This is a genomic window from Bradyrhizobium arachidis (assembly GCF_024758505.1).
Lineage (GTDB): Bacteria > Pseudomonadota > Alphaproteobacteria > Rhizobiales > Xanthobacteraceae > Bradyrhizobium > Bradyrhizobium manausense_C.
Genome location: NZ_CP077970.1, coordinates 911369 through 929288, shown reverse-complemented (window position 1 = coordinate 929288; position 17920 = coordinate 911369). Strand labels below are relative to the sequence as shown.

Annotated in this window: 11 protein-coding genes; 3 read left to right on the top strand and 8 right to left on the bottom strand. The window is 64.4% G+C overall.

Translation table 11 applies throughout. From position 1 onward, the window contains the following. Nucleotides 1-117: 117 nt before the first annotated feature. The 6 genes from KUF59_RS04330 to KUF59_RS04305 all read right to left on the bottom strand — a co-directional run bounded on the left by KUF59_RS04330 (nucleotide 118) and on the right by KUF59_RS04305 (nucleotide 6494). Entirely contained in the window at nucleotides 118-729 is a 612-nt protein-coding gene (locus KUF59_RS04330; RefSeq protein ID WP_258768393.1) for a tetratricopeptide repeat protein, read from the bottom strand. Nucleotides 730-1011: 282 nt separating this feature from the next. After that, nucleotides 1012-2346 (bottom strand): HlyD family type I secretion periplasmic adaptor subunit, encoded by a 1335-nt coding sequence (locus KUF59_RS04325; RefSeq protein ID WP_212460522.1) that lies wholly within the window; start codon nucleotides 2344-2346, stop codon nucleotides 1012-1014. After that, on the bottom strand, nucleotides 2343-4091 hold the full coding sequence (locus KUF59_RS04320; protein ID WP_212460523.1) for a type I secretion system permease/ATPase: 1749 nt from the start codon (nucleotides 4089-4091) through the stop codon (nucleotides 2343-2345). Before KUF59_RS04320 ends, KUF59_RS04325 begins: the two co-directional genes overlap by 4 nt. 282 nt (nucleotides 4092-4373) lie before the next feature. Further along, the gene (locus KUF59_RS04315; RefSeq protein WP_212460524.1) at nucleotides 4374-4643 is read right to left on the bottom strand and encodes a GlsB/YeaQ/YmgE family stress response membrane protein; all 270 of its coding nucleotides are present in this window, start codon (nucleotides 4641-4643) and stop codon (nucleotides 4374-4376) included. Between the two features lie 217 nt (nucleotides 4644-4860). After that, complete coding sequence (locus KUF59_RS04310) at nucleotides 4861-6276, bottom strand: amidase (RefSeq protein WP_212460525.1); 1416 nt, start codon at nucleotides 6274-6276, stop codon at nucleotides 4861-4863. A 20-nt stretch (nucleotides 6277-6296) separates the two neighbouring features. Next, nucleotides 6297-6494, bottom strand: coding sequence for a hypothetical protein (locus KUF59_RS04305; RefSeq protein WP_258768386.1), 198 nt, complete (start codon nucleotides 6492-6494; stop codon nucleotides 6297-6299). A 218-nt stretch (nucleotides 6495-6712) separates the two neighbouring features. Here KUF59_RS04305 and KUF59_RS04300 point away from each other — a divergent pair, with 218 nt between their 5' ends. Both KUF59_RS04300 and KUF59_RS04295 read left to right on the top strand, forming a co-directional pair. After that, complete coding sequence (locus KUF59_RS04300) at nucleotides 6713-6907, top strand: hypothetical protein (protein ID WP_212404788.1); 195 nt, start codon at nucleotides 6713-6715, stop codon at nucleotides 6905-6907. Between the two features lie 37 nt (nucleotides 6908-6944). Beyond that, nucleotides 6945-7571: a hypothetical protein gene (locus KUF59_RS04295; protein WP_258768384.1), complete on the top strand. Its 627-nt coding sequence runs from the start codon at nucleotides 6945-6947 to the stop codon at nucleotides 7569-7571. Between the two features lie 215 nt (nucleotides 7572-7786). On the opposite strand, the gene KUF59_RS04290 is transcribed toward KUF59_RS04295, so the two are convergent. Both KUF59_RS04290 and KUF59_RS04285 read right to left on the bottom strand, forming a co-directional pair. Beyond that, nucleotides 7787-10015 (bottom strand): CHASE2 domain-containing protein, encoded by a 2229-nt coding sequence (locus KUF59_RS04290; RefSeq protein WP_212460527.1) that lies wholly within the window; start codon nucleotides 10013-10015, stop codon nucleotides 7787-7789. 128 nt (nucleotides 10016-10143) lie between these two features. Beyond that, the gene (locus KUF59_RS04285; RefSeq protein WP_258768382.1) at nucleotides 10144-17133 is read right to left on the bottom strand and encodes a VCBS domain-containing protein; all 6990 of its coding nucleotides are present in this window, start codon (nucleotides 17131-17133) and stop codon (nucleotides 10144-10146) included. Here KUF59_RS04285 and KUF59_RS04280 point away from each other — a divergent pair. Continuing rightward, a complete protein-coding gene (locus KUF59_RS04280; RefSeq protein ID WP_249140601.1) occupies nucleotides 17098-17352 on the top strand; it encodes a hypothetical protein in 255 nt (84 codons plus the stop codon). The two genes, KUF59_RS04285 and KUF59_RS04280, sit on opposite strands and share 36 nt — an antisense overlap. The last annotated feature ends 568 nt before the right edge of the window (nucleotides 17353-17920 follow it).

The following is a 17920-nucleotide window of genomic DNA, read 5'->3' as shown; positions in this document are numbered from 1 at the left end:
AGCGCGGCAGAAGTGCTGCCACATCACAGGCGCGAGGCGGCGCACCACGCGACGAACGAATTTGCCTTGATGCGCCTCGTGCCTTTGTGTCCTCCGCGCCTTCGGGCCTGGACTCGGTCAGTACACCAGCACCGCCCCGGTCGGCTTGTCGAGCGCAGCCGCCAGCGACTTGTATTCGTCGCAACCGGTCCCGCAGATCGCGGCGATCCGGCTCAGATGATACATCGCCTGCTCGCGATTGCCCTGCTCGAGCTGCCACAGGCCGTAATACTGCCAGGTCAGCACGTGGTTCGGATCAGCCTTCAAGGCACGCTCGTACCAGACCTGCGAAAGCTTGTAGTCGCCGAGCTTGCGGTAGGAATAGCCGATGAGATTGGCAACGTTCGGATAGTCGTCGTGACCGAGCGCCCGCAACTGCACGATCGCATCCGCATAGTCGTTGCGGTCGTAGATGGTTTCATAGGCCGCGCGATAGCCGGCCGCAAAAGCGGGGTCGCCGATACTGGACTGGTTATCGGGCTTCTTGGCCTTCTGCGGCGGCTTGGTGCTGGAACGTTTTGGATAGGATGGCGACGGGGGTGGCGCGGCCGAATTGCCGGAGGGCTTGCTGAACGGATCTTCGCCGCCTGGCCCACCGCCCGCGGCCCACACCGGCGTGACGGCGGGTGCGGCGACCAGCGCCACCAAGAAGCCTCCAAGTGCAACGAGCCTGATCGTGAGATTCAACATTTGCGTCTCCGGATCACCTGACATGTCCGCCCCGGACGAAGTGATAACCCGGCATCGGCGGAGATATTCCAGGGGACGCGCGCGCTCACGGAGACGTCAGGAGTGTTGCGGCGGAGGGGGGGCCACCTCGCGGGTGCGGTGTCGGGGCGGATCAACGATATAGATCCAGCCTGTGGCACAAGATCCCGGGTTCGCGCTGACGCGCGCCCCGGGATGACCCTCAATAATTGAGCATGATCTCGTCGGAAAACCGCTTCGCACTTTTCCGGACCAGCACTCGCGTCACTTCTCCCGGAACGCCCGCATCAGTTGGTCGTGGAACGGCTTCATCAGGTAGGACAGCATGGTTCGGTCGCCGGTCTGCACGAAGGCTTCCACCGGCATGCCCGGGATCAGCTTGACGTCGCCGAGGCGGGCGACCTCCTCCGCCGGCATCGAGACGCGGATGGTGTAGTAGCTCTGCCCCGTGCGCTGGTCGGTGGTGACATCAGGTGAGACGCGGGTGACGACGCCGTTGAGCTCCGGGGTGGTGCGCTGGTTGAAGGCGGAGAGGCGCAGCAGCGTCTTCTGGCCGATCTGAAGCTTGTCGATGTCGATCGGGTTGACCTTGGCCTCGACCTGAAGGTCGTCGGCCTGCGGCACGATCAGCATGATCGCGTCGCCGGCGGTGACGACGCCGCCGACGGTGTGCACCGTCGATTGCAGCACCATGCCGTCCTGCGGCGCGCGGATGTCGACGCGGCGCAGTTGGTCCTCGGCGGTGACCTTGCGTTCGATCAACTCGCCGATCTTGTCGTTGGTCTCGCGCAGGTCCTTCGAGACCTCGCTGACCACGTCCTTGTCGACCTGGATGATCTGAAGTTCGGTCTCGGTGATCTTGCCCTTGGCCTGGGCGCGGGCGGCGATGTACTGCGCGCGCTCGCCGTTGAGGCGGGCAGAGTCGCGCTCGAGCTGGGTCAGGCGCGAGATCTGCACCAGGCGCTTGTCGTAGAGCTCACGCACGCCGGTGAGCTCGTTCTGGACCAGCGCGATCTCCTGGTCCTTGGCCTTTTCCTGGGCGCTGAGACCGGCGATCTCCTCCTTCAACTGCGTGATGCGCTCGTTGAGCTGGGCCTTCTGGCCGGCGCGGCCGTTGACGCGGACGTCGAACAGTTTGCCTTCGCTGTCGAGCAGGATCATCACGTCGGGATCGCCGGCACGATCGAGAAGTGCTTGCGGGAATTCGATCCTGGAAACCCCGCGCTGCTCGGCCTGGAGCCGCGCCGCGCGCGCCATCGCCGCGTCGAGATTCTTGGTGACGATCGCGAGGTTCGCCTTGGTGACGGTGTCGTCGAGCCGCACCACGACGTCGCCGGCCTTGACCACGTCGCCGTCGCGGGCGCGCAACTCGCCGACCACGCCGCCGGTCGGATGCTGCACCTTCTTGACGTTGGATTCGACGACGACCTGACCCGGCGCGATCAGCGCGCCAGAGATCAGCACGGTCGAGGCCCAGCCGCCGAGCCCGCCGGCCAGCAGCACCACGATCGCAAGGCCGATCATGAGGTGGGACTTGATCGACTGCCGGGCAGTCTTCTTTGCCGCGGGTTTCGCAGCCGGAAGCGCCATCGTGCTCATGGTTTGGCCACTCCGCCTTCGCTGACGATCTTGATCGGTGCGGGCGGCGCGACGCGCGGCTGGAGCACCTGCGACAGCACCTGTTCCTTCGGCCCGAAAGCCTGCATGCGCCCGTCGCGCAGCACCAAAATCTGGTCGACGGCCTCGACGCCGATCGGCCGGTGCGCGACGACGACGACGATCGCTCCGCGCTCGCGCGCGGCGCGGATCGCGCGCGTCAGCGCCTCGTCGCCTTCGGTGTCGAGATTGGAGTTCGGCTCGTCGAGCACGATCAGGAACGGATTGCCGTAGAGCGCGCGCGCCAGCGCCACGCGCTGGGCCTGCCCTGCGGAGAGCGAAGTGCCCTGCTCGCCGACCTGGGTGTTGTAACCCTCGCGCATCTTGATGATCATCTCGTGCACGCCGGCTTCCTTGGCCGCCGCGATGATACCCTCGGACGTTGCCTCGGGATCAAAACGGCTGATGTTCTGGGCGATGCTGCCGGCGAACAGCTCGACGTCCTGCGGCAGATAGCCGATGTAGCGGCCGAGCACGTCAGACGTCCACTGGTCGAGCGCGGCACCGTCGAGCCGCACCTTGCCGCGCACCGGCTGCCAGACGCCGACGAGAGCGCGGATCAATGACGATTTCCCGGACCCGCTCGGGCCGATGACGCCCAGGGCGCTGCCGGCGTTGAGGGCAAACGTCACCTCCTGCACGATCATGCGCTGATCGCCGGGCGGCACGATGCTGACGGCTTCGACCGACAGCTTGCCGGAGGGAACCTGCAACTGGGTCTGCATCACCTGCGGCGGCATCTGCTCCAGTAGGCGATTGAGGCGCTGCCAGCTCTGCCGCGCGGCGACAAAGGACTTCCAATGCGCAATCGCGAGATCGACCGGCGCGAGCGCGCGGGCCGAGAGGATCGAGCCCGCGATGATGATGCCGGCGGTCGCCTCCTGGTGGATGACGAGATAGGCGCCGACCGCGAGCACCGCCGATTGCAGCATCATGCGCAGCACTTTTGCCACCGCGCCCAAGCCGCCCGCGACGTCGCTCGCGCGCTGATTGCCTTCGAGGTATTTTTCGTTGGTCTCGCTCCAGCGCGCATTGAGCCGGCCGGCCATGCCCATGGCGACCAGCACCTCGGCGTTGCGGCGGCTGGATGCGGCGAGGTCGTTGCGGCGTGCCGCCAGCGTCATCGCCTCGCGCGCCGGCCGGCGCGACATGAACTCGGTGACGAGGGTGAGGCCGACCAGGATGATGGCGCCGACCAGCGCGGTGACGCCGATCATGACATGGAAGGCGAAGCAGATGGCGAGATAGAGCGGCAGCCAGGGCAGATCGAAGAACGCGCTCGGCCCCATGCCGCCGAGGAAGGAGCGGACGTTGTCGAGGTCGCGCAACGGCTGGAGACCCTCGTTGCGGCCGCCGACCAGGAGCGGCAGGCGCACGATGGTGTCGAACACCCGCTTGTTGAGGGCCTCGTCGAGCGCGGTGCCGACGCGACCCAGGATACGGCCGCGGATCAGATCGAGCACGCCCTGCGCCATGTAGAGGCCGCCGGCGAGGATGATGAGGCCGACCAGCGTCGGGATGCTGCGACTCGGCAGCACCCGGTCGTAGACCTCGAGCATGAAGATCGACCCGGTCAGGTACAGCAGGTTGATCATGCAGCTCATCAACCCGACGCCGACGAACGCGCTGCGGCAGGCCCGCAAGGCGTCACCGAGTTCGGAACGGCGCACGCCGGGAACCGCTGCCATCAGCCTGGTCTCTTTCTGGTCTGTTCGTCTGAACCGGTCAGGGGAACAAAAACCCCTGATTTCGCAAGCAATTCTAGGGTACTGGACCCAGATTAATATCGAGTTTTCGGGGTATCGTCCAACGTAGCGCAATAACCTTGAAGCCCCAATTAAGCTTGAGGCCCTCCGCCGAGACCTCTACCGCAGTTGCGGGCCGGCGCAAGTCCGGAATTTCACAGTTCTGGCGCCCGCCGCGATGTTTCAAGACATCACGGCGGGCGGCGTCGCGGGATGTGATGCGCGCTAGAACCGTCCGCGGCCGCGCAACAGCCGCACCACCAGAAGCAGGATGACCGCGCCGATCGCGGAATAGATGATCTCGGACACGAGCCCGGTTCCCAGCCGGATCCCGAGCCTGGGGAATAGCAGGCTCGCCACCAGCGCGCCGCCGATGCCGATCAGGATGTCGCCGATGATGCCAAAGCCCGCGCCGCGCACGATCTTGCCGGCGAGCCAGCCGGCCACGAGGCCGACGAACAGGATAACGAGCAGGCCTTCGTTGGAAATGTACATAAGTGAGGTCCCTCTCCGTGAACGGCCGCATGGAACGGGAACCGGGATGAACGGGGTGTGAATGTGCTTCACGTCTCTCCGGCGGATCGCTCCGACCCAAATGTCGAAACAACCCCATGCACAGTAGAACAGGTCCGGCACCGGATGGTCCCGGTGAACAGCGATAACTCAAGTCCAGGTAAAGAGAATCCGTCGCCACGTGCACGTCCGGCGGCAGTCATGACGGCAGCTTTGGCACCTTGTCGTGATAATCGGTCGCCCGCTGAAACGCGGCGCCGATGGTGAGCAGCGTCGCCTCGTCGAAGGAGCGGCCGATGAACTGCATGCCAACAGGCAGACCGCCCTCGGTGAAGCCGGACGGCACGGTGAGCGACGGCAGGCCGAGATAGTTGACGGGACGGGTGAACAGCGTCAGCCGCTGCAGCAGCGCGCCGGCGTTCGGACCGGCACCGACATCGCTCTCCGCAATGGTCGGCGCAGGGATCGGCGACGCCGGTGCGATCACCGCATCGACACCAGCCGTCGCCGCATTGTGCGCGGCGAGCGCCGGGCCGCGCCAGCGCATCGCCTCGAGATAGGTGACGGCGGGAATCGCGAGCCCGTTCTGCAGGCGCATCAAGACCTGCGGGCCATAATCCTGCGGGCGCTCGATCAGCCAGCGCTTGTGGAAGGCAGCCGCCTCGACCGCCAGCACGAGCTGGCAAGCGGCCGACAATTGCCGCTGATCGCGCAATTCGACCTTGACGATGTCAGCGCCTTCGCGCTTGAGCACCGCGATGGTCTCCTCAAGCACGCGCGCGACCTCGGCATCGAGATCGTCGACATAATACGACGCGGGCACACCGATTTTCAGGCCCTTTAACGAGCCCTTGGTCGCCGCAATATAATCGGCAACCGGCTCGTGGCTCGCAGTGGCATCCTCGGGATCGGGGCCCGCCATCAGCGCCAGCAGCAGCGCGCAATCTTCCGCGGTTCGCGCCAACGGACCGACGGTGTCGAGCGATTGCGACAGCGGCATCGCGCCGGCGCGGCTGACGCGACCGACGGTGGTCTTCAGGCCTGTGACGCCGCAGAAATGCGCGGGCATGCGGATCGAGCCGCCGGTGTCGGAGCCGAGCGCGGCATAGGTCAATCGCGCCGCGACGGAGGAACCGGAGCCCGAGGACGAGCCGCCGGTGATGTGCGCGACGTTCCAGGGGTTGCGCACCGGACCGTAATGGCTGTTGTGGCCGGTCGGACCATAGGCGAATTCGGCGAGGTGCAGCGTGCCGAGGCGGACCTGGCCGGCATCCTTCAGCGTTTGTAAGGCGGTGGACGTCGTCGTCGCAACGAAATCGCGCCGGATCAGCGAGCCGCAGGTCACGATATGGCCGGCGTCGTAATACATGTCCTTGTGGGCGAGCGGCACGCCGTGCAGCGGCCCGCGGACCTCGCCCTTGGCGAGCGCGGCGTCGGCACTTTCTGCCGCCTTCAGCGCGGCCTCGGATTCGATCGACACAAAGGCGTTGAGATGCGGCTGCCACTGCGCGATGCGGTGCAGCAGCGCGCGCGTCACCTCGTGCGAGGAGACCTGCTTCATCGCGATCGCGCGCGCGACCTCGGTGAGCGTCATCAAGGCCGGGTCTTGGCTCATTCCCTGGCTCATTTCCTGGCTCATTTCGTCACCTTCGCGGTTTGCGCGAGCACGAAGTGCGAAGGCTCGAGATCAAACGGCAGCGTGCCGGCGATGACCGAGAAGCCCTCGAAGGCCGGTCCGATGGAGTTGGAGATGCGGGTTGCGGTCTCGTCATCCACGGGGATGCCTGCGGTCTCGGCGGTTGCCTTGATCGCTTTGGGCGTCGGTCGTGTCATGCTGGTCCCTCCTGCGGCGCGCGGCTATGGCCTGATCCCGGGATTGCCATGTAGCACGCGGCCTCGTCCCGAGTCTCACAACCGCCTCATCTCAGACATATTCGGCAAAGCTCGCGCCGCACTGTCGTCGCATTCCATCGATCATGTGCACTGCATGCCTGCAGGCTTACGCCCGGCAGGCATTATTGTGTGTCGTCCAACTTCATGGGGAATCTGCCGTGATCAAGTTCGTTATTGCCGCCGGTGCTACGCTTGCCGTGGTGACTGCCGCCAGCGCCGCCGACCTGCCGCGTCGCCAGCCTGCGCCCGTCTATTCGGAAGCGCCCGTCGTCGGCAAGATGCCGATTGGCAAGTCCCCGGTCGGAAAAGCTCCCATCGGCAAGGCGCCCGGCCCGGTCGTCTCGCGCTACTAAGCGCACACGCGCGTCGTTGAACTTGGTGGGGGTGAGCGTGGCGCGTTCTCTTCAGAGATTGGGATTGTCGCTGCTTGCGGGTGTCACACTCGCGGCCTCGCTTCCATGCGTGAGTTCATCGGCATCCGCACACGAACAGCACAAGCGCATCGCTGACGCGAATGCGCTTGTGTCCAGCGAAGCGCCGGCCGGCCGACGGCAGGCCGCTACCAAGGGGCCCTACTACGTCGACTTCAGGGCAAGGACCGCTGCGAGCTGGGGCCATGCCTTCGTCTGGTACGGCAAGACGAGCGAACGCGCCGTCGAAGTCGCGGGCCTCACGCCGGTCGGAGAAACCTTCACCTATGTGCTCGGGCACCTGACATTTGTGCCGGCCGAGACCGGCGCGAGCTATGGCGATCTCGATCCGGAATATCTGACCGCGAACTACCGGGTCTATCTGAGCGAGGCGGACGCAAAGCGGGTGTTCGCCTACATCAAGCAGTTGCAGGCGAACTCACTGGTGTGGAACGCCGAAACGGCCAACTGCACGTCGTTCATCGGCAGCATCGCAAGCTTCATGGGATTGAAGACGCCGGTGCGCTGGCTGCGTCCCGAGAACTACGTCAATCGCCTCAAGGAAATGAACGGCGGGCGGCAGATGGTGCGGCTGTCGGCGGAGTAGCGGCGGGCGCAGCTTGAGGCTGGCGGCTTCAACAATCACCGCCGTCGTCCCGGACAAGCGTAAGCGCAGATCCGGGACCCATAACCACAGGAAGTGGTTTGGCGAAGACTCGTGGTTGCCAGATTCGCCCCGCGATTACTCCCAGGGGTTATGGGTCCTGGCCTTCGCCAGGACGACACCGGAAATGTGTCGCGAGCGACCTCCTCACGCCAACGCTACTTCGTCAACAGCGCGAATGCGCCGTTCCAGTCGTCGGGCGGCGGGGATTCCTTGAACTCCTCGATCCGCGACTCGTAGAGATTGAACAGCTTCTCCAGCGTGTCGGCGTCTTCGCTCTTGCGGCCGCGCTCGATCGCATCGAGCGCGCCCTGCCAGTCGCGGCTGCGGTAGCAGGCGAGCATCTCGATGGTGATGTTGCGCAGGCGCTGGAAAGCGGCCGAGTGCATGACGTCCTCGCGGCCGGCGATGGCGTAGATCACCTCCGGCTCGGTCTTGCCCTTGACCATGATGAAGTCGAGCTCGAGGATCGCGAATTTTTCCCTGGCAGCAAGCGCGGTCTTCGAGCCGACGATGATCGGGAAGCCGTATTCCTTGGTCTGCCCTTCCAGGCGCGAGGCCAGGTTGACGCTGTCGCCGAGCACCGAATAGTTGAACTTCTGGTCGGACCCCATGTTGCCGACCACGCCTATACCCGTGTTGAGGCCGATGCCGACATTGAGCGGGATGTACACATGGCCGCCGTCGGCGGCTTCTTCCTCGCGGTCCTTGTTGACCTCGTCGATCTGCTCGAGCATGGCGACCGCCGCCTCGCAGGCGTTGATCTCGTGTTGCTTGTCATCGAGCGGTGCGTTCCAGAACGCCATGATGGCGTCGCCCATGTACTTATCGACGTAGCCCTTCTTTTCGATGATCACGTCGGTGAGCGGCGTCAGGAAGCGGTTCATCAGCGCGATCAGGCCCTGCGGATCGTGCTTGTAGCTCTCCGAGATCGTGGTGAAGCCGCGGACGTCGGAGAACATGATCGTCAACTCGCGCTCCTCGCCGCCGAGTACGACCTTTTCCGGCGACTGTGCCATCTGCTCGACCAGCACCGGTGACATGTACTGCGCGAACTGGCCTCGGATCTGCTTGCGCTGCTGCTGCTCGCGCACGAAGCTTGCAAAGATCAGCGTCAAATAGATCGCGGTGGTCGAGAACAGCGGATAGGTCGCATCGATCAAGAGGCGATAGCGCATATAATAGTACAAGGAGAAGCCGATCAACACCGAAGCGAACAGCGCGCCGACGCCGACCAGCGTGACAGGCCCGAACTTCGGCGCGAAGACGATCACCAAAATGCCCATGATCATGGCGGCAAAAAACTCGATCGCGATGCCGTAGTTCGGCTGCGAGACGATCGAGCCAGTCAGCGCGCTCTCCAGCACCTGAGCGTGGATTTCGACGCCGGGCATGGCGGGCTCAACCGGCGTCGTCTTGATGTCGTTGAGTCCTGCTGCCGAGGTGCCAATCAGCACCAGCCGTTGCGCGATCCTGTCCGGCGCAACACGCCCTTCCAGCACATCAACTGCCGGCACGTAGATCGTGGGATCCTGCTTGGCGAAATGCACCCAGAGCTGGCCGTTCTTGTCGGTCGGGATCGTAAAGCCCTTCACGCCGATGCTGCGGATGCCTTCCTTGTCGGTCTTGACCAGGATGGTGCTGGAGCCCGACACCACGCGCAGCATCTCGAAGGTCAGCGACGGCAGGATCACGCCCTGGGCCTGCGTGATCATCGGCGTCCGCCGCACGATACCGTCGCGCTCGGGCTTGATGGTCAGGAGACCCCGGCCGGAGGAGGCCGCCTCGAGCACCGGAATGTTTCGCAGCAAGCCGGGAAATTCGAACAGGAAAGGATGCGGATCCTCACCCAGAGTGGCCAGTCCAGTCTGCGGAAGCTTCTTGTCGAGCTCCGAATTGCTGACCGGAAGGCCGGCCTCGCCGAGCACGACGCGGGAACGCTTGATCGCCTCGGCAAACATCTGGTCGTTGCTCGGAAGCGCCTTCAACTTCTCACGCGTCGCCTCGTCCAGACTACGGAAGGACTCGACCGCGATATCGGGATTGAGCCGATCGGGCTCGGGGAACATCACGTCGAAGGCGATCGCGGCGGCACCGAGCCGCGTCAGATTGGTGATGAGGTCCGCAAGCTTGGTCCGCGGCCATGGCCACTGGCCGACCGCCTTCAGGGTCCGATCGTCGATGTCGACGATGACGACGGGCCTTGCGGTCTTCTTGCGGGAGTCCCAGGCCTGGAAGTGATCGAAGGTGCGGACGCGAAGCTCCTCGACTGGGGCAGGATCGGCGATGCGCAAGGCGGCGAAGCCGACGAGGAGCGCAAGACAGACCAGCCGCGCGTAGCCGAACTTCCGCGCGAACCACCGCCGCCATATCCTCAGCCGCTTCATGCCTGTTGGACTTCCCGCCCTGGGTTCCGGTTCGATCTTGGAGCGTTCGCGGACGGTTGGCTACGCCTTTTGGCGCGAAAAGCCGCGATTTTTCGCCACCGTGGGGCCGCACGACCGACCGGCGGGGCTCAAGGAATGCCGCCACCGTGGTTCGTGACGATGAAGTCGCCGGCGCTTAGACTGCTGGCGAGTACGTTCTTGAGCAGGATGGTGTCGTGATCCTCGACGGTCAGCACCGTATCGTTGCCCACCTGGGTCTTGTTGACGTCGGTCCATGAATCGACGCCATCGAACAGCCGCAGGTCGATCTTGTCGACGCCCACCTCGAAATCTTTGACCGTGTGCTCGACGATGACCAGCGGCGAACCCGGCGCGAACACGAACTGGTCCTTGGCAGCGCCGCCGATCAGCGTGTCGCTGCTCTCGGTTGCGAAGATGACGTCCTTGCCGTCGGTGCCTTCCAGCGTGATGCCCTGGCCTTCCCCGGCTTCGTTGAAGATGAAGTGGACCGTGTCGAAGCGGCCCGCGGAATCGGTGACCGTCAGCGTGATCTGGTCGGTATCCGGCGGCGACAGGCCTGGATCGTAGGTGACGCCGTTCTCGAAGCCCAGATTGATCTCGCTGAGCAAGCCGGACTCCGAGGACAGATAGACGCTGCTGCCGGGCGCATGGGCGGTCGTTGCGGTGACGGTGAAATGATCCGTCGACGCGCCCGGATCGGTGTCGGTGACCACCAAATTGGTGATGACGTCGACGGGGGGAATGCTCTCCCTGACGTGCTCGATCAGGAAGCTCTCGGTATCGATGACCGGCCCGCCGGCCGGGGCCGTCACGCTGGTACCGATCGTGGCGACGGTGTCCGACACCGGCGTGGTGCCGCCCGTGCCCGTACTCGTGAGGTCGATCGTCACTGCCGATGCGCCCGTGACGGCGCCGGCATAGGTGTCATCGAGGGCGTGAACGCCGAGCGTGCCCGGGGTGCCGGTGAACCCGTCCGCCGGCACGAAGCGGATCAGCGTGTCGGGGCTGAGCACCAGCGCGTGCTGGTCGTCGACCGATCCGATGTCGATCCACTGGCTGGTTCCGGCGACCTCGTATTGCCAGACGCCCTCGGTGGCCGTCGCATTGTCGGCGGTGACAGCGATGGCTTTCAGGCTCGCGCCGGCATCGGCATCGTGGAACTTGCCCGCAAAGAGATCGCTGACGGTGCTGCCGGCCGGATCGCTGTCGTTGCCGACGACAGAGGCGAGCGTCGCGGAATCGAGTGTCGGCGCGTCGTTGGTGCCTGATATCTCGATGGTGACGACCTGCTCACCGGTCCCGGCCGAGGTGTGGCCGTCGCTCGGCACGATCGTATATTGCAGCGACAGCGTCTGGCCGTTGGCGAGGAAATCGAAGGCCTCGCCGCTGGAGTTGAATTCCCAGGTGAACTGCGCGTGCGTGCCGGTGCCGTCGAGGATATCGCCCGACGGCAGGGTCAGATAGGTCGCGAGCGTGTCGTGCGAGATGCCGCCGACCGTATCGGTCTGGAGCACGCCGTCGAGATAGACGTCGAGGTGGCCGAGCGACACCGACACGTGGTCGGTGACGTCGGCGTCCGACAGGGTCAGCGTGCCCCGCGCCGTCTGTCCGTCATCGGTCTCCGGTTGGGTCGCGCGGGTGCTGTCACCGCTCTCGGCGGTGATGGCGGGCGCATCGTTCTTGCCGGTGATGGTGACCTTGACCTGCGCAGTGTCGGTACCGCCCTGATGGTCGTCGAGCGTGATGGTGGATAGCAGCGTCACGGTCTGGTCTTCGCCGAGGAAGTCCAGCGCGCCGTCGGCGATTGAATAGGTCCAGCCGATGGCGCCGTTGTTGGTGTTGCCGCTCTGCTGAAGCGTCAGCGCCTGCTCGATGGCACTGATCTGGCCTGAAGTGAGCGACGCGGAGAGATCGGTGCTGTGGTCGGCATCGGTCCAGGTCACGGCATTGTCCGTGACGGACGCGGTCGGCCGGTCGGTCAGGTCGATGTCGGTGAAATGGATGGTGCCGGTCGCCGCCGGCGCCGGATCCGTGCTCGAGGAGCCCGTGGTGTTGTCGAGCTCGGCAAAGCTCGTGCTTTGCGAGGTCTCGGCAGCGTCGAAGGCGGGCACGTCGTCGGCAGCATTCAGCGTGATCAGCGTGTTGCCGCTGCCGTCGTCGCTGCCGGCAAAATGCGCGTTGCTGTAGTCGCCGGACAGTTTTAACGTGATGCTGTGGCCGTAGGTGTCACTGACGGTGAGCTCGCCGGTCACCGCGTCATAGGTCGCCGTGGTGCCGATGTCGTACTTGATCGTCGTCAGGTCGATCTTGTCGGTCGACGACAGGCCCGCGATGGTGCCGTCAAAGCTCGTGGTGCCGATCTCGAGCTCGGCGTTGCCGCCAGAGAAGGTCACGGTTTGCGTCACCGAGCCCTCGAGCTTGAGCGTCGCATCGGCGTCGATGGCGACGGAGCCCGAACCCGACAGCGAACCGAACAGCGTCAGTGTTCCGCTGTCGACCTCGATCGTGCCGGTGTTGGTGATGGTGCCCGTGATCGAATTCGTGCCCCAACTGTCGATCGCATTGGAATTGGTGATGGCGAAGGTCAAGCCATCCGCGCTGGCGATCGAGGCGCCGTCGCGCAGATCGATCGTGCCGGCGTTGTCGATCGTCGACAGGGTGCCGAACACAGAGGTGCCCGACACCGTCCAGGTGCCGCCGGCCTCGTTGTTGAAGGTCGCAGTCGCAACCGAGATGTTGCCGTTGATCTCGCCGCTGTTGTTGATGGTGACGGCGCCGCCGGTCTCGAGGATCGCCACCGTCGTCGACGTCACCGTGCCGGCGCCGTCGGGGCCGATGGTGCCGGAATTGTCGATCAGCGCCGTGCCGGTCGCATTCTCCTGGATGGAGATCGCGGCCTCGCCATCGGCACCGACCACCGCGCCGGTGTTGGTGATGTGGGTCGAACCGGTTGCGCCCGCGCCGTCCTGGGTGACGTGGATGCCGACCCCGGTGGTGCCGGTAATCGTGCCGTTGTTGGTGATGGTGACGTCGCCGTCGCCATTGGCAAGCACGTCGAGACCGACCGCACCGGTGACGCAGGCGCCGATCGTCGCGGTGATATCGCCAGCGCCGCTCGCGCCGTGATGCAGCACGATGCCGTCGCCGGACAGGCCCGTGACGTCGCCGCCGGTGGTCAGCGAAATGTCGCCGACACCGTTTTGGGTGACGACGATACCATTGGTCGCGCCGGTCAGCGTGCCCGTCGGCGTCAACACGATGTCGGCGGCATTGCCGACCGTGCCGCCCGAGGCCGTGAAGTCGAGCGCATCGCCCTTGGTGGAATTGATGTTGCCGTTGCCGGTGACGGTGAAGGTGCCGCCGGTCGACGCCTCGCCCGCGATCGTGCCGGTGAAGCCTGCACCCTTATCAAGCTGAAGCGTGTCAGTGCCGCCCGCGAAGGTGACGGTCTGGGCGTCGGCACCGCCAAGCGCCAGCGTCGCGCCGTCGTCGATGATCAGCGTGCCGGCGCCGGTCAGGCCGCCCGCCAGATCCAGCGTGCCGCCCTGCACCTCGATCGTGCCGGTATTGGTGACGGCGGCCGTGATCGTGTTGGTGCCCGACACGCCATAGAGATTGCCGGCATTGCTCAAGGTGCCGTCGTTGATCGAGACACCGGTCAGATAGAGTTTTGAGGTGCCGTCGGTCGACACCGTGCCGCCGGCATTGGTGACCGTGACATTGGTGAGCTTCAGCGTGCCGCCGTTGATCGCCTGCAGCGTCGCGGTGTTGACGATCAGGTCGCCGATGATGTCGAGCGTGCCGCCATTGGCCTCAATCACATTTTGGTTGGTGATCGTGTGCACGACCGGCGGGTCGATCGTCAGCGTGCCGCTGGTAACGGTGATCGTGCCGGTATTGGTGATGTCGGCGTCGTTGATCGCGCTGATGCCGGTCGATTCCAGCGTGCCCGAGATCGTCAGCGTGCCGCCGGTGATGGTCGCGCCGGAGAGGTCGAGGGTCGAACCTGACTCCACCGAAACGGTGCCGCCGGTGTTGGTCACCGTCGTCGAGATCAGCTTCAGCGTAGAGTCGTTGATCGCGGCCAGCGTGCCGGTGTTGGTGACCGCTTCGCCGGAAATGTCGAGCTCACCGCCATTGGCCCGCAGCGTGCCGCTGTTGGCGATCGCAACCGACGTCGTGGCTGACAGTGTCAGGAGACCGGCGATGGCCTCGATCACCGAATTGTTGGTGATGGCCGTGTTGGTGGTCGAGCTCGCGCCGGAAGACTTTAGCGTGCCCGATACGCTCAAGGCACCGCCGGTCACGGCCACGCCGTTGATGTTCAGCGTCTTCGAGGCATCGACCTTGACCGTGCCGTTGTCGATGATCGTGCTGTTGGTGACGGTCGTATTATTCAGGGTCAGCGTCTTGGCCGCATCGACGGTGATGCCGCCGCCCGTGACGGAGGCGCCGTTGATTGCGCTGTTGCCGGTGACGTGGATGGTGCCGTTGTCGGTGACGGTGCCACCGGTCACCGTGCTGCCGCTCAGAACCAGCGCGCCGGCCGCGGCGATCGTGATCGTGCCGCCGGCATTGTCGACCGCTTCATTGTCGAATTCGGCGGTTCCGTTGACATCAACCGCGCCGGAATTGCCGAGCGTACCGTTCTTGATGACGCTGCTGCCGTCGAGCTCCAGCGTGCCCGCGATCGTAACCGTACCGCCGTCGATGGTGCCGCTGTCGAGCGCCAGCGTGGCGCCACCGTCGACCTGGAACGTGCCGCCGGTGTTGTCGACGGTGCCGAGCAGATTGAGCGTGCCACCGGCCAGCTCCAGCGTGCCGGAATTGGTGATCGTGGTCTGGCTGCCGAAATCACCGCCGGCCGAAAGCGTCAGTTGGCCGGCATTGGTCAGCACGCTGGTGTCGAGGATCTCGGCCTTGCCGCCGACGGTGATGGTGCCCGTCACGGAATTGGTCAGGATCGAATCGGCGCTGAGGTTGAGGGCGCCCGCGATCGTCAGCGAGCTGTTGTTGATCACTTCCGGCGGCGGGCCGCCGAAATCGTTCATGGTCAGCGATTTCGCGAACGCCGCCTCGTCGATCGTGACCGGATAAGAGGGCGTCAGGCCATGCAACTGGTCGGTGATGACGATGACGTCGTCGTCGATCGTCGGCACGGTGCCGGTTTCCCAGTTCGCCCCGTCCTTCCAGAAGCCGCCGGGAGGCGAGCCCGCCTGCGCGGTCGCGATCCAGACCACCGCCGGGCTGTCGGTGCCCGTGATGGTGACTGTGATGGTCTGCGTCGAGGTCGCGCCTTGCGAATCCGTCAGCGTAACCGTGTAGGTCAGCGTCAGGACCGCGTCCTCCGGGATGAAATCGGCGAGATAGACCGGAAGATCGGCCAGCGACCAGCTGATGACGCCAGTGCCGCTGCCGGTGCTGTCGTGGCCGGCGAGCGAGACCGAGAGCGCGTTCTGGAACGCCGCGAGCGGCGCCGGCGGCACGGTGCCGCCGGGCAGGCTGGCGCTGGTCAGCTTGACCGAGACCGTGTGCGTATCGGTGAGGTCGACGTCGGTGAAGGTCAGGGTGCCCGAGGTCGGAACGCTTGAGGTCAGCGGGCCGCCGGGAACGCTGGTGCCGCCGGCAAAGGTGATGGTCGGCACGCTGGTCGCGATCACCGGCTTGTCGTTGGTGCCTGATATCGTGATGGTGATCGGGATGAAGGCAGTTTCGGGGTTGACGCTGAAATTGTTGTCGACACGGACCATGTAGGTCAGCGTCAGCACCTCGCCGGCGGCGAGGAAGTCGAAGGCCTTGTCAGGGACGCTGTAGCTCCACTGCGCCGAGCCGTTGTTGGTATTGCCGGCGTCGGGAGTAACGACAATCTTGACCTCGGTCGCGGCGACATCGGCCTTCTGCAGCGCGGACAGCCCGCTCGTCACGTCCTGATGGTTGGCGTTCTGATAGGTGACGGACTTGAAGTCAATCTGCACCGTCGGCCTGTCGCCGAGATTGACGTCGACGAAACTGATCCGGCCGCCGACGCTGTCCGTACCGGTATCACCCGTCTTGTTGAACAGTTCGGTCAGCGTGAAGGCCACCCTTGGCTGGCCATTGCTGTCGAGCACGACGGCGTTCGGCGGGCCGGGAATGCGATCGGCGACCGTCCTGGTGTCCTGCGGCGTCCCATTGTTCCCGGTGTTGACCGTGTTGACGTAGGTCGCGAGCACCTCCGCACCGGCCACTGTCTTGAACAGCAGCCCATTGCTGTCGGGTGTGACCGTATCGGTGAAGTTCGTGGTCAGCTTGGTATTATTGTTGGTGTTGTCCGTGAACTTCAGCGTGAACACGTCCGTGATCAGCTTCTGCACTTCCGGCGACAGCAGCGCATTGCCGATCGTGACGTTGCCGCCGCTGATCTGGATCATCTGCCCCGCCTGGTTGACGGTGGCGATCGGCAGCAGCGTGATCTTGTCGAACAGGATGTAGGAGCCGGTGGTGCCGTCCGGCTCGACCAGCACCTGGAAGCTGACCTTCGGCTCCGGTTGCGGTGTCGGGTTGTCGATGGTCGGCGGCGGGATGAAGAACTCGAGCTGCGACAGCACGGCGGTGCCGCGGATGCCCATGGTCGCGACCGGGGTGTCGATCTTCATGTCGCCGTGCTTGGCGGTCTCGCCGGCGACGAAGGTGATCGTGCCCGCGACCAGGCTGAGCAACGAGGAATTGTTCGACCCGTTGGGGTCGTAGACCATCTCGTTCAGCACCATCCGCGCATTGGCGGACAGGCCGAACACGGTGCCGTCGATGAAGGTGATGCCGAGCGTCGCGTCCGAGCCGGTGGAGACGACGTCGCCCTTCTCGACATTGTCGCCGTTGTTCAGGATGATCGAGACGCCGTTGCGGATGGCGGTCGCGCCGCCGGTGAGCTTGGTGACGTGGCCGATGACCTGGCCAGCGCCGGCCCCGGGGGCGGCTTGGGCATATTGAACGTGACCGGTGAGCGCATCGACGAGTTCCCCGGTGAGATGGGCGCCGTCGGGCGAAGCGATGGCCGCGCGCTTCTCGCCCTTGAAATAATCGTGAAGGACGAATTCCTGACCGTCGCGGGACAGCACCAGGTCGACGCCGGCGCGCTTGAAATCGCCGTGGAAGATCAGGTTGGGATCGGGAACAACGAAGGCGCCCGCCGGAACCTTGCCGTGGCCCTCGACGGAAAAAAAATCGACATGGCGATGGGCTGGGGAATGAAAACCCTGGCCATCCAAGGAAAGCGCGGCGTCAAACTTGCCAGCGTAATTCAACGGGGCACCGTAAAAGCGTTAATTTTTAAGTAAGTATCGATGGCCTAAGCTTGCATATCATTAGCAAGTCGTTAGTGAAACCATCTATTGCTGGAAAGAATTGGCGCAACGAAGCCCTTCGGCCGTAACATCGGCCGAATCAGCAAAGAAATAATAGTGTATTTCCTCGAATAGTTCGAGGAAGATCCCCGCTCATCCCAGCGCATTTCCAATAGTCCTAAGTATAATGACATTCGTATTCAGCAGCGAATACTTATGTCACCTGTCCTACATAGTGCCCTGCAACATACTGCGGCAAATACGGAACTATAACTGTGACCTAGCTAACAGAACCGGCGAAATGGCAGCTCGTTAGCCATATCGCGCAGGAACCGGCTTTCGTCCGCAACCTGAGCCCGCAATTGGTTCCATTTCGCGGCGGCCGGCCCTGAGCTAGCGCCTGATTCGTAAAATTTTACGCAAACTGGCGAGGCCGGTTTCAGGCTGTTCCGCGGTTTTGGCGCCCCAGCCGGGCGCGTTAAGCAGAACAACACGGCCCTCCCCGCACTATCTCCGCACAGAAACAAAGCCGGCACGCTCGGATCGAGGGGGATCTGACGAT